This window comes from Citrobacter sp. KTE151 (assembly GCF_000398845.1).
Classification (GTDB): Bacteria; Pseudomonadota; Gammaproteobacteria; order Enterobacterales; family Enterobacteriaceae; genus Citrobacter; species Citrobacter braakii.
On sequence record NZ_KB976063.1, the window covers coordinates 1,394,677 to 1,416,160 of the forward strand.

Annotated in this window: 21 protein-coding genes; 3 read left to right on the forward strand and 18 right to left on the reverse strand. The window is 47.0% G+C overall.

The features are described from left to right. Positions 1-67 precede the first annotated feature (67 nt). Complete coding sequence (locus tag WC7_RS14765) at positions 68-1,204, reverse strand: alpha/beta hydrolase (RefSeq protein WP_016152949.1); 1,137 nt, start codon at positions 1,202-1,204, stop codon at positions 68-70. A 172-nt stretch (positions 1,205-1,376) separates the two neighbouring features. Between WC7_RS14765 and WC7_RS14760 the strand changes: the two genes are divergently transcribed. Beyond that, on the forward strand, positions 1,377-2,267 hold the full coding sequence (locus WC7_RS14760; protein ID WP_016152950.1) for a LysR family transcriptional regulator: 891 nt from the start codon (positions 1,377-1,379) through the stop codon (positions 2,265-2,267). Between the two features lie 51 nt (positions 2,268-2,318). On the opposite strand, the gene WC7_RS14755 is transcribed toward WC7_RS14760, so the two are convergent. The 5 genes from WC7_RS14755 to WC7_RS0124515 form a co-directional block, all read right to left on the reverse strand. Further along, a complete protein-coding gene (locus tag WC7_RS14755) occupies positions 2,319-2,831 on the reverse strand; it encodes a GNAT family N-acetyltransferase (RefSeq protein ID WP_016152951.1) in 513 nt (170 codons plus the stop codon). Between the two features lie 258 nt (positions 2,832-3,089). Beyond that, a complete protein-coding gene (brnQ, locus tag WC7_RS14750) occupies positions 3,090-4,259 on the reverse strand; it encodes a branched-chain amino acid transport system II carrier protein (RefSeq protein ID WP_016152952.1) in 1,170 nt (389 codons plus the stop codon). A gap of 85 nt (positions 4,260-4,344) precedes the next feature. After that, entirely contained in the window at positions 4,345-5,151 is an 807-nt protein-coding gene (locus WC7_RS14745; RefSeq protein ID WP_016152953.1) for a PhzF family phenazine biosynthesis protein, read from the reverse strand. Further along, a complete protein-coding gene (locus WC7_RS14740) occupies positions 5,138-5,794 on the reverse strand; it encodes a helix-turn-helix transcriptional regulator (protein WP_016152954.1) in 657 nt (218 codons plus the stop codon). The genes WC7_RS14745 and WC7_RS14740 overlap by 14 nt, the downstream gene beginning before the upstream one ends. Before the next feature lie 13 nt (positions 5,795-5,807). After that, positions 5,808-6,170 carry a RidA family protein gene (locus tag WC7_RS0124515; protein WP_032947028.1) on the reverse strand — a complete coding sequence of 121 codons (363 nt, stop codon included), beginning with the start codon at positions 6,168-6,170 and terminating at the stop codon, positions 5,808-5,810. Positions 6,171-6,479: 309 nt separating this feature from the next. Here WC7_RS0124515 and WC7_RS14735 point away from each other — a divergent pair, with 309 nt between their 5' ends. Further along, positions 6,480-6,980, forward strand: a complete 501-nt coding sequence (locus WC7_RS14735; protein WP_231390972.1) for a hypothetical protein — start codon at positions 6,480-6,482, stop codon at positions 6,978-6,980. Between the two features lie 12 nt (positions 6,981-6,992). On the opposite strand, the gene WC7_RS14730 is transcribed toward WC7_RS14735, so the two are convergent. From WC7_RS14730 to WC7_RS14700, 7 genes are all read right to left on the reverse strand, one after another. Next, entirely contained in the window at positions 6,993-8,048 is a 1,056-nt protein-coding gene (locus tag WC7_RS14730; protein ID WP_016152957.1) for an AbrB family transcriptional regulator, read from the reverse strand. A 35-nt stretch (positions 8,049-8,083) separates the two neighbouring features. Next, on the reverse strand, positions 8,084-9,316 hold the full coding sequence (locus WC7_RS14725) for an ATP-grasp domain-containing protein (protein ID WP_016152958.1): 1,233 nt from the start codon (positions 9,314-9,316) through the stop codon (positions 8,084-8,086). 8 nt (positions 9,317-9,324) lie between these two features. Then, entirely contained in the window at positions 9,325-9,954 is a 630-nt protein-coding gene (locus WC7_RS14720; protein WP_016152959.1) for a 2OG-Fe dioxygenase family protein, read from the reverse strand. 146 nt (positions 9,955-10,100) lie between these two features. Further along, a complete protein-coding gene (locus WC7_RS14715) occupies positions 10,101-10,304 on the reverse strand; it encodes a tautomerase family protein (protein ID WP_016152960.1) in 204 nt (67 codons plus the stop codon). Positions 10,305-10,318: 14 nt separating this feature from the next. Next, positions 10,319-11,659 (reverse strand): hypothetical protein, encoded by a 1,341-nt coding sequence (locus WC7_RS14710; RefSeq protein WP_016152961.1) that lies wholly within the window; start codon positions 11,657-11,659, stop codon positions 10,319-10,321. After that, positions 11,649-13,511 carry an FAD/NAD(P)-binding protein gene (locus WC7_RS14705; RefSeq protein ID WP_016152962.1) on the reverse strand — a complete coding sequence of 621 codons (1,863 nt, stop codon included), beginning with the start codon at positions 13,509-13,511 and terminating at the stop codon, positions 11,649-11,651. The genes WC7_RS14710 and WC7_RS14705 overlap by 11 nt, the downstream gene beginning before the upstream one ends. Next, complete coding sequence (locus WC7_RS14700; RefSeq protein ID WP_016152963.1) at positions 13,508-14,698, reverse strand: MFS transporter; 1,191 nt, start codon at positions 14,696-14,698, stop codon at positions 13,508-13,510. The genes WC7_RS14705 and WC7_RS14700 overlap by 4 nt, the downstream gene beginning before the upstream one ends. A 108-nt stretch (positions 14,699-14,806) precedes the next feature. Between WC7_RS14700 and WC7_RS14695 the strand changes: the two genes are divergently transcribed. Further along, the gene (locus tag WC7_RS14695; protein ID WP_016152964.1) at positions 14,807-15,679 is read left to right on the forward strand and encodes a LysR family transcriptional regulator; all 873 of its coding nucleotides are present in this window, start codon (positions 14,807-14,809) and stop codon (positions 15,677-15,679) included. 376 nt (positions 15,680-16,055) lie between these two features. Here the strand turns inward: WC7_RS14695 and WC7_RS14690 are convergent, their stop codons facing one another. From WC7_RS14690 to WC7_RS14675, 5 genes are all read right to left on the reverse strand, one after another. After that, a complete protein-coding gene (locus WC7_RS14690) occupies positions 16,056-16,616 on the reverse strand; it encodes a hypothetical protein (RefSeq protein ID WP_016152965.1) in 561 nt (186 codons plus the stop codon). Between the two features lie 287 nt (positions 16,617-16,903). After that, on the reverse strand, positions 16,904-17,647 hold the full coding sequence (locus WC7_RS14685; protein ID WP_016152966.1) for an SDR family oxidoreductase: 744 nt from the start codon (positions 17,645-17,647) through the stop codon (positions 16,904-16,906). A 290-nt stretch (positions 17,648-17,937) separates the two neighbouring features. Beyond that, positions 17,938-18,099 (reverse strand): hypothetical protein, encoded by a 162-nt coding sequence (locus tag WC7_RS26960; RefSeq protein WP_016152967.1) that lies wholly within the window; start codon positions 18,097-18,099, stop codon positions 17,938-17,940. Between the two features lie 349 nt (positions 18,100-18,448). Continuing rightward, positions 18,449-19,453, reverse strand: coding sequence for a tryptophan--tRNA ligase (trpS, locus tag WC7_RS14680; RefSeq protein WP_016152968.1), 1,005 nt, complete (start codon positions 19,451-19,453; stop codon positions 18,449-18,451). Between the two features lie 218 nt (positions 19,454-19,671). Then, positions 19,672-21,456, reverse strand: a complete 1,785-nt coding sequence (locus tag WC7_RS14675) for a diguanylate cyclase (protein ID WP_016152969.1) — start codon at positions 21,454-21,456, stop codon at positions 19,672-19,674. Positions 21,457-21,484: the final 28 nt, after the last annotated feature.

Here is a 21,484-nt window from a genome sequence, read left to right on the forward strand (position 1 = left end):
AAACATGGATGAAAATGATCTACAGGCGTTTTACAGCCGCCTGTAAATATCAGGCGGCTTGGAGCGGTTATCTTAGGTTGGTATTGAAAAACTGCTCAAATTTAGCAAACGGAATCTTACCCGCAACGTTGTCGTACAGATCAACATGATTTGCCCCAGGGACAATCACCAGCTCTTTCTCATTGCTGCCGATCGTCCTAAAGGCATCTTCAGCAAAATAGCGTGAATGGGCTTTTTCGCCGGTCACGATAAGCGTGGGGATAGTGACTTCATTGGCGTAGCTCAGCAGCGGCATATTCATAAATGACAGCGGCATCGTCGCATTCCAGGCCCCGGTTGAGTTGACCGAACGCGCATGGAAACCACGCGGCATGCGATAATAATCAAAGAATTCTTTCAGAACCGGATTGGGATTTGCGGGTAACGTTTCTGGCAGAATACGTTTCGACGTACTGACGTCCCCCTTTTCATCAACATAAATGTCATGCCCGCCGGGCGCGAAAGCTCCGTTCTTCGCATCTTCCCAGCGCTGTGCGTTCAGATACTGTAATACGGCGCGACGATCCGCAGTGGTATAACGGTCTTTAGCATCACCTACGCCATGCCCCATCGCACGGCTCATGTCATACATCACACTGGTCGCCACCGCTTTCACGCGGGTATCCATCGCGGCGTCGTTTAAGGCCATCCCGCCCCATCCGCAGATACCCAGTAATCCTATACGATTTCGATCAACCTCATTTTGCAGGCCAAGGAAATCAACAGCCGCGCTGAAATCCTCGGTGTTGATATCCGGAGAGGCAACGTTACGTGGATAGCCACCGCTTTCCCCCGTATATGAAGGGTCAAAAGCCAGGGTAACAAATCCCTGCTCAGCCAACGCCTGCGCATACAGACCGCTGGACTGCTCTTTCACCGCGCCGAAAGGCCCGCTGATGGCAATGGCTGCCAGTTTGCGCTCGCCGCGATCCTTTGGAATGTAGAGATCACCGACCAGGGTGATCCCGAAGCGGTTCTGAAAGGTCACTTTACGGTGATTAATTTTCGTACTTTTAGCGAAGGTTTTATCCCATGTCTCGACCAGTGAAACTGGCGCGTTCGGATTGGTTGTATTGGCATAACTCATCGTTGTAACTCCACTTAATGATGCGCAGAGCAGCATGGCTGGTATCGCGGCTGTCAGTTTTTTGGTGAAGGCAGTCATCAAAATCCCCTCATAAAACGTGATAGATACAGGTTTCATACGGACAACACTGCTGTGCTTTGTTGCAATGCGAGCATTATAGTGAGCAGTAATAGTGCTTATTAGAGGGGTAAAATTGCTAGAATTAATACCATATTGTTCTAAATGGTGATGCGATAGCGAGGGAAACGTGATGGCGAAACGGGAAAACTATAATGATTTATACCTGTTCATGCAGGTGGTGCGGGAAGGGAGTTTTACCGCTGCGGCGCAACGACTCGGCCTGGCACAATCAGGTATAAGCCGTTCTGTACGCGAACTTGAAGAAAGACTGGGCGTTCAGCTTCTGGCTCGCACTACGCGTAGGCTATCGCTTACCCATGCCGGCGAACAACTCTACCGGACCATTGAGTCAGGATTCGACGCTTTAGATATGGGGCTTGCCACGCTGGCCCATTATCGCCAGTCCCCGTCAGGTACGGTACGGATTAATGCCAGTCAGCACGCTATTGATAAACTGCTCCTGCCAAAGCTTGCGGTGTTTAAGCAACGCTATCCTGACATCCGGCTGGAACTCATCAGCGAAAGTCGGTTTGTCGATATTATTGCGGAAAGATTCGATGCCGGTGTACGTCTCGGACCGGAAGTTGGCGGTGGCATGATAGCGGTCCGTATTTCCCCCGACATGGAGATGGCCATTGTTGGTACGCCAGAACACTTTCGCCGCTATGGCTTTCCACAAGTCCCGGCAGATTTGGCGGTTCATCCCTGCATCGCTTATCAATTTGGCGATGGAAGCCTCTATACATGGGAGCTTCAACAGGATGGTAAAAAAATAACGCATCAGCCGCAGGGACAATGGGCTTTTGCTGACAGTTATATGGAAGCCAAAGCCGCCAGACTGGGGCTGGGGCTGGCTTATGTTCCGGAAGAACTGGTGTCCGATGATTTAGAAGAGGGTTCGCTCATCAGAGTATTACAACGCTACAGTCAACGCCTGGAAGGCTCATTTCTCTATTATCCGCACCGCAATGTGTCTCCCGCTCTGCGAGCAGTTATCGATACACTGAGAATTTATGAATGAAGGCCAGGCTGCACACGTGTCAGGGTAACGGGTCTGAGCGAAAAGCGGGCCTTATATACACATCCCCATTAACTTGAGTATGCTCCTCTGTGAATTTGTTTCGAAAATGATGTCGCTGATGTGTTTCATTCCCTGCTTTTTATAGAATTTTTGAGCACGTTCATTTTGTTCAAGAACCTCCAGCCATAAATATTTTTTCCCCTGACTTCGGGCAAGATCTATGACTTTATTAAACATTAGTTGACCGTAATGCTGATTCGTTTTGGTTGGGGCAAGGTAGAGTTTATTAAGTAAAACACCGCTGATGTCTGTATTCGGGATAGTTGCTTGCCATGTCAGCTTCACAAAACCAATCGGCTCCTCGATTTCAACTATATACCAGCTAATGTTTTTATCATTAATACTCTGCTCAATAACAGGAAGTGAATATTCACCCTCCAAATAATTATCAAATTCTGATTCTGACTTCCACATATGCTTAAAGTGCGCAGTATAGAAGCGGTAGCCAAGCTCATTTAGTAATCCCGAATCGGCTAATGTTGCTTGTCGTATGATTAAAGACATGGGAGAGGCCCTTACTTTATGAGAGAAAAATGATCTTAAATTTGTAATATATACGGCCTGTTAAGTCTATATGTCCGTTGTGACTGTCTTACCCTCAAACTTTGAATACGCAATCTAAGGTCTGAAGTTGGTGGAGCTCGACCATTAAGTTATTTTTTATCGATGTTAGCTTCTGGCTCGAAGCAGGCAGGCCAACTGATTGCCTGGTCTGCTTTGAGCGAAAATGAAAAGACATCTTCCGAACTTGCGGCTGTTCATTCAGGATTTTACAAACAAGCTCATTATTCCCACTGCCAGGGCGCTATAGAAAAGCAACTGATACAGATTCGTCGGCACGTCTGTCCATTTTCTAACGATGCCCAGCGCGACCACGACCAGCGCAGCCGGGTAAATGGCGCACAGCACGGGAACCGCCATTGCGGTGAGGGAATTCAGTCCCAGCACGGCAAGTGCTGCTGACACCATCAGGGAGAGCGTCACCAGCAGCCCATAAGACGCACCGGTCGTCTGGTTGAAATAGCGCGCCGTTCCGGTCGTCAGACCAATGGCCGTGACCAGACAGGCGAGGGTAATGATCGCCGCCAACAACACCCGGCCATAAACGCCAAAAACAGTCTCGACATAGGCGCTCATCACCTGCATACCGTTCGTTGCGCCCCGCACCGGGCTGTGGGACCCCATCGACAGATAGCAGATATAAATCACGGCCAGACCTGCCGCGGCGATAAAGGCTGCGGCGATGGAATGGGTAAAGATGCCCCGCGGATGGTGGATCCCGCGCTGTTTAAGCGTGTGGGTGATAATGGCGCCAAAGCACAGCGCACTGATCACATCCAGGGTCTGATAACCGTTGACGAACCCTGTATCGAACGCGCGAGTTTGATATGCGGTTGTGGCGGTCGTGAGGTCAGCAATCGGATGTAACCAGGCACATATGCCGATAAAAATCAGGGCACTAATTTTAATGGGCGAAAGGAAGAAACCGACGATTTCCAGCATTTTCCCCGGCTTAGCCAGCGTCGCGCCAGCAAGGCCAAAGAACGCGGCGGAAAATATAATCTTCTGCATCAGGGAACTAGCTGCGCCATCGGTGATGACTTCGTAGCTAATCGTCGCGGTGCGTGGCGTACCAAATAAAACCCCCAGCGTTAAAAAGCAAATGCCAATAAAAATCAGGCTCGGCCATTTGCCTAAGGGTTTCGTTAATTCCGCGATATCTCCGCCATTAATGGCAAGGGAAATAATCGCCAGCGCCGGGAACAGAACCGCTGTGATGATAAAGCCAAAGCCTGCATTAAAGGCGTTTGCGCCCGCCTGCATGCCGACCAGCGGCGGGAATATAATATTGCCTGCACCCAAAAAAAGCGCAAGTGTCATCCCGCCAAGAGCCATTGTCTCTGGCAATGAAAGTCTGGTGTTTGCTGTCATTATTAACTCTTATTTTATATAAACATCATGCTTTGGAAGGCGTGGTCATTATATGCCTGGTCACCGTTCCGGTCATACATCGTTATTACAACTGGAATATTCCTTCGATGGTCATACGAGCGAAGCCATGCAATTCCACGCGCCCGTCATCCCGAACTACACAGCGCAACGCCCCTTTACGCTTCCCGCCTTGTTGAGCGGTCAGGACATTTTTACCCGTACGCGCCGCCCAGAACGGGGCGAGGAAAGTGTGTGCCGACCCGGTGACTGGATCTTCGTTCACGCCGACCTGCGGGCCGAACCAACGGGACACAAAATCAAACTGGTTATCAGCGGCGGTCACGATCACGCCGCGGGTGTCGAATACCGCCAGCTTGTTGAAGTCAGGATTAAGCCCGTCGATGATATTTTTGTCATCGACCAGTACAATCAGATCGTCCGATTTCCACACCCCGATAACACCGGCGGTAATGCCGAGGGCTGCCGGCAGTCCATCAGGAGTATCAATCTTCATGGCCGATTTAGCCGGGAAGTCCATGCAGAGTTCGTCCCCGTTCTTACTCACCGTCAACAGGCCGCTGCGGGTGTGGAAGCTGATAGTTTCTTGTTGGTAGCCAAGCTTGTTGAACAGCACCCAGGATGCAGCGAGAGTGGCATGACCGCACAAATCCACTTCAACCGCAGGCGTACACCAGCGCAGTTGATAACCCTCCTCGAACGGCACAAAAAACGCGGTTTCAGAAAGATTATTCTCCGTGGCGATGGCTTGCAGAACAGCGTCAGGCAGCCACTCAGTTAACGGACAAACGCCCGCCGGGTTGCCGCCAAAAGGTTGAGAGGTGAAAGCATCAACCTGATAAAAAGGAATTACTGTGGTGTCAGACTTTGTCATTTAATTTATCCAGATAGTTGTAAACGGTGTATCGGGTGACGCCCAGCGCTTTAGCGACATGATTAACGCTGCCTTTAATCTTGAAAAAGCCCTGAGCATGTATTTCAGAAATAACCCGTTTTCTGAAATCAATTTTATTTTCTGAACCCGTGGGTCTGAATTTCGAAATAACGTCATCCAGAGATTTATCCTGAATATCAGCTAGCGGATTATCCGGCGTTTCAGCCGCGGCGGCCGGATGGAGTAAATAGTCCAGGTCGCGTTTGAGTTTTGATACCACATCCATATCGACGTTAATGCAAAAAGCTACTAACGGCACGCCGTCCTTGCTGTAATAAATCGTCGATGCGCTATTCAATGTGGTGCCAGAGAGAGTGGTGGTGGTATATCCACTGAATACCTGACTGGAAACACGCTGCGAAGCATCCAGTAAACCTAAAAATCCCGTGTCATTTTCCGGGCCGGACAACAGCGCATCACCGGCTTTCCTGCCGCTGACGTGTCCATTAATGATGCTTATCACGGACGATTCGGGGCGGGTAAGGTCATGCAGAACTGCTTCTGTGTTTAAGGGAAGCGTGGTTCTCAATGCCTCAAGCGAAGCCGTCAAAATAGTGATTAAACGTTCACGTTCGTCTTTCATTTTGCTCTCTCCATCAGACAACGGCCTGGACTTCTATTTCGACGTCTAAATCAAATGCAAGGTGGCTGGTGACGACGCTCCTTGCGGGGAAACCTTCCGGGAAGAACGCGCTGTAAGCAACATTGAATTCGCTAAAGTGCTCCATGCTGCTTAACCAAACCTGGACTTTCACAATGTGGTTCAGCGTCGTATGCGCCCGCGCCAGAGTTTCCCGGATGGCGTGCATGATATGCCGGGTCTGCTGGGTGACAGATCCATACAACGGTTCACCTTCGGGGCTCATGGCGACATGGCCTGAAAGAAAAACAAACCCGTTCACCTGCACGGCGTCTGAAAAGGGAAAAGGCTTGGTCGTGGGGTAGCGTACGATAGACATGTGTCAGATTTGCCCTAAAGAAAGTGTAGTAGCACGGTAGCATGACTTAATTTTAAATTAAACAAAATTATTATTTTAAACATTTGTTGATTTCGTGGCTTTCATGCCTCTCCACTAACAGAGCATCGACAGATACTTTGTTGACGGGATGGGACATGCTCTGAACCGCGTTTAAGTTCTGTAAGGACAAGCTCGTCTGTTTCTGGTACTGATCGGATAAGCTAACTGAGCGAATGTCCGTAGTGGGCGAGGAGCGGAAGTTAGTCTCGTAAGCACAAAAGCAGTCAGTCGGAAGCTCTATAAAAGTGAATGATTCGTTTTGCAGGGATACTTACACCGCCAGTTAGTTTGAAAATGGTGCAATTTCTCAACACAGGGTTTACCCAGATGGCTATGTCACCACCTCCTATTTTTGAAGGCAACGACTATTACAGCGTCTCTGAAGAATTTTTTAGCAAATTACCAGCTGATCTAAGAGCGCCTTTTGAACAAATAATGAAGAAAGGGGCGGAGATTATTAGCGGTTGCGATAAAGAGATTGAAAGTCTGATTAGACTTATAAAGGTAATACCTACTACAACAAGCCTTAGTTACATTTATCGTCGGCTTCGTACGACCAAGTTTGAAATCACTACTGAATCGATGATGGAACAGGAGATGTTAACAACCGCTTTTGTGGTCAGCTACGCACGTTTGTTCGCCAAAAGCAATGGCACTTGCGTTCTCCAGCGGAATGATCTCCCTGTCCACCTACGGGCTGTTCATGATGAGCTGTATAAAATTCGCAACGAACGTTATGCTCATAACTGAGGTCATAACCCCCTACAGCGGCCTCGTCGGCTTACTGGTTTTAGCGCTATTACCTTCTATAACCTCTCTTTTGCGGTAGATAACTATTGCAGGGATCGTTTGGATGAGCAACATGCGTATAATATGGCTTGCCATCACAAAACTCGCATTCGCGTTAAGCGCCAGTGCCGCAAAGGACATTGATTCCACGCTCCCGGGAACCCAGGAGAGCATCAATACATAAAATGGATAATCCAGAAGATGCGCCGCTGTAAATGCCATCATGACCGTCACACCCAGTCCAATAGCAATGAGCTGTATTGAAGACCAAAGATGACGCAAAAATGCAGTCAACGTAAACGCAATAAAATGATGCCCCAGTAATATGCCCATCAGGATCATACTGAACTGATTGAAAATATCGGGAAAAAACACAGTCTGAGATGACAAAGGGTGCAGGAGTGCTGCACAAAGCAACGACGTGATCATAAAGGGCGCAGGAAAGTGGAAGCGTTCAAGGCATTTGCCCAACACATAGCCCGCAAAGACAATACCCAATAGCCAGAGCACATTAGTCGTTGCAAACAATACAGGCGGCATGGCCATATGGGTTTGCGCACCGCCGGTAATATATCCGGCAAATAAGGTCAATGTGATGAGCCGAAGCGAGTGCGAAATGATAATTTTTTGCGGCGGCGTTTTAACATGGGACGCTAGCGCTAATACCGCTGCCATTGCCCCCGGAACGGCGCCCAATAACGCCTCTTCCTTACTCCAGCGTAATCGGTGAATACACCACAAGTAGCATGCGGTGAATTGCAGGGATAAGCATACTAATAACAACACCAGTAAAAATGCGATATTTCCTTGCGCCCCAAAAGAAAAATCGCGAAATAAAAGACCAATTGACGTACCAAGAGAGAGTTGAATCACCGTCAGGCTGCCCGGCAGTACTGGCACAGAAAGACCGGTACGTTTTAACACCAGCACGGTAATAAGGGGGCCAAACATCATACCTAACGGAACGTTGCAATAGGTAAAACCCAACCCAGCCAGGATACAAAGAGCAAAACCTAACAATAATTTCATACACCTTTCTCCTGGCTACCGGGAGTGTTAAATACTCAGTGAACGGTTTCGTTAACCCAAAGGGTATTTTCAGCAACCCATTGGGTCAATGCATCAAGACGTTCGTGTATTTCCCGGCTGGACTCCGCTTGAACAATAGCACTCACGATCTCGCCATTTGTTAATTTCATCGCGTCATATTGGCGGCCGACGACACCTGTTGCCCGATATTTAACCACAAAAGGCAATGGACATTTTTCCGCAATAGAGAGGAGCGTGCCCTGTGCAGGCGGCACATTTAATTGGCCAACCCGTAAAACGGGTTGTCTTTGCGATAAATCCTGCGGATAGATTTCGCATAAACTGGCTTTAAGCCAGGTCATTCGAGGATCAAGACCAAAAGCGGCCCCTAATTCTTCATTGACAAAGCAGCCACCTAATCGGCAAGCAAGCTCGCCAAAAATAATGTTGTTATCTTTATCAACAAAAACTTCAAGGTGAAGCAATGCGTTTTCTTCCGTTGGAAAAACCTCTTCAGCAAGATATTTGGTGTAGGCAATCAGTTTACGATGCAGCGGCGTGTCATCTTCCATAACCAGACCTAATGTTTTCCCGGATAGAAAATCCAGGCAGGAGACGGTTGCACGAGATGCAGAAACAAATATCGCCTTTCCTTTTAAATACAACGCATTAATTTGATAAGCTTCGCCTTCGATAAATTTTTCAATGAGCAGATTGTGATACTCTGGCGGCTTAACCTGCGCCAGATATTTATAAAGCTGGCCTTCATTTTTAAGAACCACCACGCCCTGTGATCCACGCCCATCATTAGGTTTGATGACGCAGGGATATCCCTGTTCGGCAATGAATCGCGCCATCGCAGTCTCACTGTCGACGCGTGCCATAGCAGGAACCGGTAACTGATGAGACTGAACAAGCGATTTCATCATAAATTTATCACGGAAGAACATGGCCTTTTTTTCACGGTCGTGTGTCAAACCCAGACGATCGCTGATTCGCGCGGCCCTCAGAACATCGATTTCGGCGAGGTAAAAGATACCCGTTGCTTTATTGTCCTGGGCGTAGTGGTAAATATCCATTTCCACGAAGGGATTATCATTAAAGTTTTCATAAAAAAGGAAAGAAAAACCTGCCCCCATATGATCAAGAATATTATCGATCTGGCTTGCGCACGTTGCAATCAGAACCGGGGCCACTGATTGCAATGACTGCCACTCTTCACGTGAGTGCTGAAAAATAATTTTTGGTGGACACAGCAAGATATTCATTGTTTTTCTCATTCAATATCAAATGTAATGACAAATACATCCCGATAACCTTTTCCTGGCAACAAAGGAACCACTGCCGCGGTATAATGCTGATAATTCACATCATTGAATATTACTGCATCGCCCGCATGCAGTTTGAACGTAGAGGCATCATTGCCCCCATCATGATTAGGAATAAGCGTGGTTTCTCCACCAGTCACATTCTCAATTTCGCTGCAATAGATTGCAATGTACTTAAAACCATCTTTATGAATACCCTCTGGAGCGGGATATCCAGGCCTTCGGTCATCTGTCGTTATTCTTATTTGATGAATGCCAATATTGTAAGTCGTGTCTGGAAGCAATGGCAAAAGCTTACGAAACACCAGATTCATCACTTCTTCAGCAACGTCTTGTTTTATTTCTGGGTATTTTCTTGCAATACCGCCAGCGTAATTGTTCAGTTTTTCCGCTTGAAAAAACTCACCCACTGCGCACAGATCAAAATACTTTTCACGTCCGGCCCTGGCCTGCATGTAACTTCTGAACCGAAAAATACCATCTTCAGCCTTAAGCCATGGATCGGGTAGTAATTCATCAAAACTATTTTTGACTTTCGCTGAAGTCTTCCCCAGTCGAATATGATGATAGGTGTGCATAGATAACGTCCTTAATACGGTAGTTTGAGCAGTCTACTTATAAGATATGAAATGCATATCTAACAATAAATAATATTGCAGACTCTTTTATACTGATAATCTATGGGCAAAAGTAAGGAGGCAGGCTCCTTACTTTTTAAATAACTCTACTTGCTTTTTTTACGTAACTCCGTCACTGGCACGCCACCAATTCCCCAGTTATCAGTCTCCACTTCATCAATGACCACGATGGTTGTGCTGGGGTTTTTATTCAAGACATCAACCAATAGTTGTGTCACTCCCTCCATTAATTTTTTCTTTTGCTGATCGGTAGCACCTTCATTAGTAATTTTAATATTTACGTAGGGCATATGAACTCCTTTTATTAGATAATTTTTGACATTGCACCAAGATAAACAAGTGCAAAGAGATTAAACGATAGAACATAACCGTAGTGCATTTTAAAACTGGTGTTACTGGGTGATACATTCAGACTGTTTGCGGCGAAAATAGCATTGATCGATACGGGAGAAATAAGCTGAGTTGCAATAAATAAGCAAATCCATATCTGATAATCAACCATCCCCCCCGTAAGATAATCAGAAAATATCGACCATGCGATACTAAAGATAATCAGTGGATGGATACCTAATAAACCAAAAAGCGGTACGATGAACAAAATAATCGCGTAGATCTGCAACGTTGTCAGCCCGCCAACATAAGCAGTGATACCCTCAGGTACATGGGAAAAAAGCAGCCAACAAACTGAGGTCAACACACTACAGCTTAAAAGCAACAATACCTCACCGGATATATTCTGTGCTGATTCAGTTAATTGCTCAGCCCAGGGTTTATCCTTTTTAACCAGATGATCGACAACAAAGAGCACGACTGCTGTAAAGGCAATACTTTGCAGTGAATTAAGATTCAGTACCGTTAATGAAAAAATGAATACTCCCCAGAACAGACCTACACATAGCAGGATATACCGCATCCCATCACGGCTGGGTGTCACCGTCTCGTTTTCAGCGATTACCGTCACTTTTGCGCTTTGGTTGAACAAGATACTGAATAAAAAGAGAGGGATACCCACCAGCATCGCCTTAAGATGCGGTACGTCAGGCATTGCCGCCCAAACGGCAGCAGCGCCGATGGTGGTTGGCATCAGTACCATCGTAATGCATACGGTGCGCGTAATAATCTTTGCCAGGTTGAATCTTGGCCCAATAACTGACTTGAGGCCATCGAGCAGCAATGATATTGCCCCCAGACTCATTGGCCATGTTAAGAACGCCGTCAATAACGTAACCCCAAAAGTCATGTTCGATGTTTTTCTACGCGAAAAATATCCTCCCAGAACAGCTGTAAAATTAAGAGAGGCCATGACTTGTCGTAATAAGGCAATACCAACAAGCAGTAAAATCACATCAAAATATCGCGAAAAAATTGCAGGGAGCACAATGCCTTTCAGGTTGTTTGTAGCAAGAAGAAACATCATCGAGCAGAGAAAAATAATCACACCACTTCTGGCGGATGATTTTTTTGACCAGAAAGCAAATGTCGATGCGAAGTAGAGCACGGAGGTAACTCCCGCAATAGCCGACATCGCCGCATGTTTATCCGTCAACGCACAAGCGAACAGAAATACCAGCAATGATGTTATCGCTAACGCAGGTTGCAATGATTGCCACGCCTTGCCACGGGCCTGGATTTGCTCAGTCTGCATTTATCGCTACCTCTGGCTGAGCCTGCCGCACCATCATTTGATGATACATATCTGCGACACAACGGCCTGCATCAACCAGGAATCTTGAATTAACCAGCGGACGTGGCAGGACGTAGGTGTAAAAATTCGCGCCTTCCGCAGGATTGCCCAGCACCCAAAAAGCCGTCTGCGCTTCCCCCATGCGATTAATAGGATGCTGGCATTGATCGATATCCAGCCCACCCGGGTGATACCCCTCATTCATAAATGGACGAACAATACCATTGGCTGTCATATTTCTGATTAACGGTGAAGCGTCATGTAGTGGCGAAAAACTGGCAATTTTCGCCTTGATTAAAACATCAGCCTGAATCTCAGTACTCTCTTCTTTAAAAGGTGAGTGAACTTCGAATTTTCCTTCGCAGTCGTTCAATACTAACCTTGAATCTTTACCACCGGCCAGACTCACCACATTCGCTTCCATTAATGCTAATAGTTGTTCATTTCTTAACTTCGGCGGGCCAACGACAATGCGGTTAAAAATAGGATTAAAATGCTCAAGGAAATACTGATGTGACCGCGATTCAAGCCCTGAATTATCAATCGCTTCTCGTAAAATATCCCTGACATCACGAATAATGTCTGTCGCCGCTTTGATCGGGCCATGGACATTGCCCTCCTCAGACTCCTGGAGATCTTTACGCAGGAAATACATAAACCATTGAGTATAATCCTTTAAACTCAGATGTTCCTGCGATTGATGTGGATAAAGCACACTGTCAATTACCGCGATGTCTTCAGCGCTCGGTTCATAAGAGCCAGCATCTAACCACTGCCCATTTAGGGTTGAACGATAGGCATAACACATTTCTTTATGCAGTAAGGGGAAAACTTGTTCAAGAAAATCGATTTTTGAAGATCCTTTCTCAAACACATTTTTCAACCGCAATTCTCTGATAGCCATTGCCGTTAAGAAGCGTGGGGAGTACTGCCCAGAAACGCCTTTTTGATTCGCGCCGCGACTGCTAAAAGGTAGAGCCTTACGTGAATAGATAAAAATACCCGGTTCTTTTCCGGAAGGATGATAGCGAAGCTCACCATCTTCCCGGCTAAATTTTCCACCCCTGCCGATAGTGAGTTGCGAAATGACATCATAGGCAGTCAGACCAATACCCTGAACAATCACATTTGATTCCGCTGTTATTTTATTCAAATTATTTATTGGATAAGGAGTCGAATAGTAGTCCAGGCGTTCATTTTTCTTATAATTATTGGCAATAAATCGTTCAACAAGATGATCGTCAAACGTTTTGGCGTTGTCGCTGTGACCAGTGGTTAAATAGACGTAATCGGCCACCACACGCTGACTGTCTTCCAAGACAATAATAGACTTCGCATCGTCCTGAATCAGAATGTTGTTGGCCTGCTGATTTATCTGTGTAACCGAGATATTGTCAGGCAAACTTTTGATAATTTCGTGATAAAACCAATTTAAGTATTCACCTAATAATCGACGAGGTAAATAATCGTTGGCGTCAATTGGTTTGCCAGCCACGTCTTTTAAATAACGGCCATCAACATTTTTATAGCCCTGCTCATTAGCCCACTGATGAAAACATGGCCCTGAACGGAAAGATCCGGCATTTTTTACCGTCGCATCACCAAATAATGTTATCTGGCAAGCAACGGTGTTAACCAATAAATGGTCGGGCTGCGATAAACTGTGCGCACCTACACCCATCGCATTTTTATCAACGATAACAATATTAATATGTTCATTCTGTTTACGTTGTGCATGCTGAGCACAAATCCTTTCCAGAATACTAAGCCCCCGAGGCCCCATTCCTATAATAGCAACGGTTGTCTTTTTCATTCTTTGCTCCAACTTTGAGAGTATTTAACTTTGCTGTGTTGAACATAGCTAATCCCTGCTGCGATAAATAACGCACAAGCGCCAGATAATATTGAAATAGTTATCCCGTTTTTATTGTTCTGAAACGCACTCACGATTAATGGCCCGGCAATTTGCCCAATGCCATATGTTAACGTCACCAGACCCAGAAGATTAATTTTCTGTGGTGCAGAAATCTTTTTCGCGAGTGGCATAACGAGAGAACTGGTTCCCATGAAAGTTGCACCAAAGCCAATACAACTCAAGGTCAATAAAAGCGGGGAATGGATAAACGAGGCCATCACAACGCAGCTCGCCTGCACAATTAAGTTAACACTCAGGCAGGACAATATGCTCCACTTGCGTGCAGCCCATAACCAACCATAGCATCCTGGGATAACGGCAAGGCCAACAATAGACCAGATATGGTTGGCCAGAAATTCATTACCCACTCCCCGGGCCATTAAAGGGAGATAAGTAGCTACAATGATATAACCGAAGCCTGCCAGTCCATATAACAATGCTAAATTCCACCACTGGATGTTCGGCTCGGATGACGAAGCTTTTTTCTGAGGAGGTAGAACGTGTTTATTTGCAGGCAGCAATATAATCAGCGCGATGAAGAGTACAGCTGAAATGATTGACGCGCCGATCCATAGTAGCTTTGAATTTAATGCATATGCGATACCGGCTATAACATATTCATTGCCTATAAAAATACCCACCCCGACGCCGGCAAACAAAGAAGCAATGACAAACGGATTATGGGTATGCTGTAGCATAAGCATCGACCCGAATATCATCATGCCTGCGCTGGCAACACCGGCGATAAATCGAATAACAATTACTATATCAGGGTGCGTGACTACTGCCATCGCAAAAATAAGCAGGCCGGTGACTAATGCAGCACAAATTAACATCGTTTTGATATTCTTCAGGCCACCAAAAATACCAAACGAGAACAGGAGGCTGCCAACCAGGTATCCGGCGTAATTCGCGCTTGCGATTAACGATAATTGCGAAAAATTAAAAATGCCTTCATGCAACATGACCGGCAGCATCGGAGTATATAAAAACCGACCAATTCCCATCCCCAGCGTTAAAACAATCATACCGAAGACCGCCGTGCTCAACTGGCGATGGCCAATAACATTGTGATCAAGATCCATTTTTCAGGCTCAATATGTCAATCAGATTTGATTGTTATGTTACATAAAGAAATGATAATAAAAAGTTAATAAAAATGACGAAAACCTTCACTTTGAGTGACAGACACGATGAACAGTACCTCATTAAATTTGTTTAAAACCGTCGCGGAAACCGGCTCTATCACCGCAGCAGCCCGTAATCTGCACTGCGTTTCTTCAAACGTCACGACGCGGCTCAAGCAACTGGAGTCCAGCCTGGATGTTTCGTTGTTTGTTCGCGAGAAGAATCGTCTTCACATCACCCCTGAAGGTGAACTGCTTCTGCGTTACGCTAACAAAATCCTCGCGCTTTTAGACGAAGCCGAGTTGTCTATGCAGGGAACGAAAGCGGCTGGCCCTCTGCGCATTGGCGCAATGGAAACCACTGCCGCCGTCCGACTTCCTGCTTTGCTGGCAAACTTCCACCGTGAAATGCCCTCCGTAGAATTAAACTTAAAAACGTCACCGACAGATGTGTTAGTTCGTCAGATCCAGAATAGTGAACTTGAAATTGCCTTCGTCGCTGACCACAAGGCGTTGCACGTAGACAATTCAAGGCTACAAACGCAGGTGCTGTGTCAGGAAACCCTGGTTCTGGTTACGGCCGCAGAGCATGGTGATGTCGTGACGGGAGCCGATCTGGAGGTGACAAGGCCGCTCGTCTTTGTGAAAGGATGTAATTATCGTTCCCGGCTTGGGCAATGGTTACGGCTACAAAATGTCGATTATGACGACCCGCTGGAGTTTGGTTCTTTTCAGGCAATACTTGGTTGCGTAAGTGCCGGAATGGGCATTGCATTATTGCCTGAGAGCGTCGTCAAACAGTATGAAACGAGCTTCCCCATACGGTGCCACTCTATTACTCCTCACATTGGTAATGTCAATACTATGATGATATGGCTTAAAAATCGTGAGGTTAGCCGGGTATTGAATTGCTTTGTTTCCTTTGTTTCATCCCACTGAGGTATTCCACAACCATATTGTGCCGTTAGGGCTTTTGGGCTGGTAAATACTCTATATGGATCTATTATCGATGCAGGCTTTCAGTTTCAGGATTGACTAATGCAATTTAATAGAGTTGCTGAAGATTTCTTTCCTGGGATTGGTCAAGAAATTTGACCACTGTTTTGTAGTAAGAACGGCATCTGCTCTCTGATTCGTTCGTTGCCAGTCTGCCATTGGCACAAAGCGGCTATTCAGTCTGCTTAACTTTGTTTCCAGGTTCAAAGGGGGAACGATGAGGTTTTGGCAGAATATGCTTAAGTTAAATGTGAAAAGGAATTCAAATTGGATGGAGTTTTTCACACATGAAAGATATCTTTCAGGATGCAGGTAAAAATTACCGAACAAGCAGATTCTGCCAATCTGGATTCTCAATTTTACGGGAATAGGGCAGCATCGCACGATTAATCAGTTCAAAGAATTCTGACTCCACTATCCTTACCGCTTTGCATGTACCTGGCCCTTTCCATTCATCAAAGAGACGCCAGTAAAGTGATTTCAGCATATCGACCGCTGCCTCGAAAATCTTTACGTCAGGTTCAAACCAATGACACACCAGAAAATACATTTTTTGTTCTGCATCATGAATGGATGTGCACTGGGAAAGTTGACTCATAAATAGCTTTATCCAGACCAATGCTGCTGTTTTTAGCGGTGGCAGTACAATCCGCTGCTCTATCATGTATCGTGACAGATATAATTCAACCTCAGTACGTTCAGGTTGATTATCAAGACCAAGTGAAGCGAGAATTAAGAGAGTCACCGAATCATTTCCTTCGGTAATTTTATCTTCAGCCCATGCAATGATCAGGCAGTCCAGATTATCGTAGAGAAAGTGATATTTCCTTGAAAAAACAAGCAGTCCGAGCTGGTCATTGAGTGAGTATATACATGGCATCTGATGTTCTCTTTCCTGTATCGTTTACATGAACCTTGGCAATGCTCCTGTCTAAGGCCATCATTCATTTAACGGGTGGGGCTACGTATTCGAATGAAATACCAGTTAACCTTAATTTTATCTTAACTATTGATATAAATACTATAAAGTGTAGTGACATACAGATTTTGACCACATAAGCCGAAGTGTGAGAAGTCCGCCTCTGGCACGGAGCAGTCTGGCTGGCGCCCCTCAAGAGCTGCTATGTCAAGAACGGACGTTGAGCACGTTGTTCAACGTCACCAAATTCAGCCCCTGGCACTCAGATTCTCGCGAGTTGGACCTTGAAAGTAGATACTACCTATATGGCAACTACGCGGTTGAGCGAGTACAAAACGAATTGTTTCCCAGACTGAGCGTCCATTTAATAAACGTTCCCCCATTCTGGATTGACTATCAACAAACGTATCTAACCCTGTAAGTTCGAAATCCGGTGGATACAACCCGGTCACACGTATATTTTCTTTGGACAACTGGTGTGACAGTTTAGTTGTGAATCCGCTAAGCCCGTGTTTGCTGGCAAAAAAAGCGGGATGCGCAATTGAATCCGTAAAATTCGGAATCCCACATGAAGATATTATTGAGACGACATCCGCGCTTTCTGAACGTCTTAACCCAGGCAACAATGCATGAGTCAGTAAAATCGCACCTGTCAGGCCTGAACTGACGGTATTGATAATTTCTGCGTCTGGTTGATCGTCTAACGTTCCTGACAGCCACTGGGCGGCATTGAGGATTAAAATGTCGATGGGCTTGTCTGAAGTTAACAACTGTGAAGAAAACTGCGAAAGGGATTCAGGCTGGGTTAAATCACAGATATATCCTTTTGCAATCCCGCCTTCAGCCGCGATGATACTGCAAGTTTTTTGAATATCCTCAGCACGCCGCGCGCAAAAATCCACCTCGACGCCTTCTCGCGCCAGCCACACGCACAGCGCCTGACCAAATCCTCCGCCTCCACCCGTAATTACAGCTCTTTTACCTCTCAGCATCTTCATCCATCCTTTTCTTTATGACTATGTGTGGATATAGATATACATGAGGAAGTGGATTGGCATCTTTCAATTAGTGCCATTTTTACATGAGGAATAGGGATAGGGGACTTGCAAAGCCAGCATCTGGCGCGGAGCGGACTGAGCGTTAGGTTATTATATTCTCTGCAAGGATATGTATGCGCTATACACCAATTTTAATTGTGCTATTTAGTCAGTAAATTTGTTTAGAATACCATTCCTCTTCTGTTTATAAAGACAAGAAGAGGGATGTGCTAATCATTTAGATATCAGTAGCCTGCAGCCCTGTTGGCTTCTTTGATGCGATTGTTTCTTGCGTCTTTATCGTGTTGGTCTTTTGCCTGCATTATTCCACTTGCAGCATCCACCCAATCATTTGCGGTACAACCTGACAATACCATACTCAACATTAATGCAAACGCATACTTCATTTTAACTCCATCATTCATTATTGTATAAATAGCGTCTGTATAATGCTCAATGTATTTAACGCTAATGCGGTTAATTTAACAAATAATCATATCTCAGGCAAGGTGAGGATTTCGAACCCGTACATGTAATGGGTAATTCATAATGATTAGCTGAAATAATTGAAGGGGCCGGGTAGAAATAGCACTGCATAAAAAACGACATATCGTATTGCGTGGATTATTAAACAGCGAATTAATTAGCCTCTGTGACAGAGGTTATCTTTACGCGTCAACGCATGGCTGCGCTACTCCCGGCGATTGTCATTCGTCGGGAGCTATCTTTAATTATCGAACCTGTAGTGCTTCGAGTTCAGAACACCGGCAAACCCAGCCCTTGCTTTACTTCTTTTAATGTCTGCTGTGTGACCTCGTGCGCCTCTTCGCTTCCTTTTTTGAGCATCGCCATCAGCATACCTTTATCCTGGATGTAGGTTGCCCGCCGCTCGCGCATCGGGGCGATAAGCTCCTGCAAGCACATCTCCAGCTCGTTTTTGCATGTCCGGTCACCCAGCCCGCCGCGCTGATAATGTACTTTCATCTCCGCCACTTTTGCTTTATCCGGATGAAAAGCATCGAGGTAAGTAAATACCATATTGCCGTCAATCTGACCCGGATCGGACACTTTTAGATGATTGGGATCGGTGTACATTGCGCTGACCGCATGATGAATAGCCTCTTCGCTGGCAGACAGGAGTAGTGTGTTGCCGAGCGATTTTGACATTTTGGCATTACCGTCGATCCCTGGAAGACGGCTGGTCTCACTCAGTAGCGCTTTACAATGCGACAAGACAGAGGTTGGTAACAGACTATTCATCTTATGCACGATCTCATTGGTCTGTTCGATCATGGGCAACTGATCGTCGCCGACGGGAACCACCTCGGCTTTGAAGGCGGTAATATCTGCCGCCTGGCTGATGGGATAAACCAGAAAGCCAACCGGTAACGAGCGGGCAAATCCTTTCTGCGCAATTTCGTTTTTGACCGTAGGATTTCGCTCCACGCGAGCCACGGTAACGATGTTCATATAAAGCGCAGTCAGCTCAGCGAGGGCGGGCAGGGCCGACTGCAGACAAATGGTGGTGAGTGACGGGTCGATTCCTGCGGCGAGGTAATCAGCCAGCACTTCGGGAATATTGTTGCGGATCTTTTGTGGTGTGCTGCCGTTATCGGTTAGCCCTTGCAGGTCAGCAACCAATATAAACTGCTGATAATCATGTTGCAGCGTGGCGCGCTGGCGCAGAGAGCCAACATAGTGGCCGAGATGCAGCGGGCCAGTGGGACGATCGCCAGTGAGGATGATAGTTTTGTTGTTCATGTAAGACTCCTTAATCAAAAAACCGAAAGGGGTCTTTAAATGCAAATAACCGCCTTTCGGCGGTTATTTAAAATGGGGAAAACACATTCTGACCGCCTTTAAGAAGGCAGCCACCACAGGTTGTGATTAAACGCGGTGATATCGTGTTTTGTGTTCATCCAGTCAACATATCACCGCCTGGCGCAGAGGTAAAGCAATGCACGGCGTACTGACGTATCTTAGCTCGCTTCCAGCATGCCAAAGCTCACGATGCGCGAACGGCCTAACTCTTTCGCGCGATACAGCGCCACGTCTGCGGCGCGCAGAAGATTATCGCTCTGGGCGTGCTGCGGATAGCTGGCAACGCCAATAGAGACATCAACGTGACCAATCTCTGAGAGTCCAAAGCGCAGCGACAGTTCGCGTACACCATTATAAATATCTGTCGCAAAGCGGTTGGCGGCCTGCTCATCCGTATTGGCCAGCAACACCAGAAACTCTTCACCGCCGTAGCGGAAGGCCATGCCGCTGTCATGGACAACGCGCTGAATAGTGGTGGCGATACTTTTTATCACGCTATCGCCCGCCTCATGGCCAAAGCGGTCGTTAATATTTTTGAAATGATCGATATCGATCATCAGGCAACTGATCGGCTCTTTGTTACGCACTGCCTGGCTCATCTGGGTGCGCAGCGTATCTTCCAGATGGTGACGGTTGCGCAGGCCGGTTAGCGGGTCGTAGAGCGCTTTCTCCAGCAGCGCATCACGCAGGCGCTGGTTGGCTAACGCCAGACCGAGTGCTTCCGCCATCAGTTCCAGATACGCGCGAGAGGGAGCGGAATCATTGCTGAGGTTCTGGAATGAGAGCAGGCCGATGGCTTCACCCTGGGCAATCAGTGGCACGCACAGGGTATGCTGCTGGCATGATTCCGGTAGATGGTAGCAGGCGATATCGGGTTCGCCTTGCACGGGTGGATGGCTCTGACCGCGGCGCACTGCCCAGCATTCGTCCGGGTGGAAAGCATCCGCTTTTCCCTGCGGTGAAAGCCATTGCGCAACGCAGCGCATTTGCCAGGGCTCTCGATCCAGTATGTAAAGCCGCCCGGCAATACCGGGAGCAACATTCGGCGCAAACAGCTCTGCCACATTAATGACATCGGCAAAATTCTCGCAGCCTTGCAAACGTTGAGTCATACGTGCGAGCAGCTCGCGGATTGACCAGTCGGCGTCTCGTTCTTTCTCCAGTCGCTGACGTGCCAGGCCGTTCTCGCGAAAAATGCGGATCGCCTGTGCCATATCGCCGATTTCATCGATCTGATTAAAGCTGGGTGTCTCAACGGCGTAATCCTGCGATGCCAGACGGTTAACCACATCGCTCAAACGCACCACGGGACGCAGTACGCGGCGTTTTAAAATAAAGCCGAGAACGAACAAAAATAGCAGCGCCGTCAGCCCGACCATCACTTCCGAAGCCGTACGTAGCGTGCGCGATGTCTGAGTGGCATCTTCAATGGTGTTGCGTACGCGGCTGTCGAGTAACTGACGGAAATGATCTATCCGGTCCTGGGCTCGCTCCAGTTCCTGTTCATAGGATTTGCCATACAGCAGGGCGATGGCCTGCGACTCTTCTCCGCGCGCGACGCTGGCAAGCGCCGCAGCTTGCTCATCCTGCAGGGTATCAACAATCTGCAGCCCTTCATGCAATAGCGCCAGCTCTTCATCCGTCGCCCCAATGTCTTTTAGTTTCGACAGCCGCTGTTCAACGGCTTTCAGCGACGCTTCTTTCTGGCGGTAGGCGTTAAGCGCTTCCGGGTCTTTTGCAATAACATATTCGCGTGCCAGATCTGACAGCGACCAGGCATCGAGCTCGACTTCTTCGGTCAGTTGATCGAATTGATAACGTTGCTCCACCACCTGGCGTTCGGTGTTATCGGCGCTGGAGGCCATCAACATGACAACGCCGGAGGCAATGGTCAGACACACCGTCGCGCTGTAGGCCCAGTTGGTGATTGTGGCAATTCGCACTGATTAGTTCCTTCTGCGACGATTAATG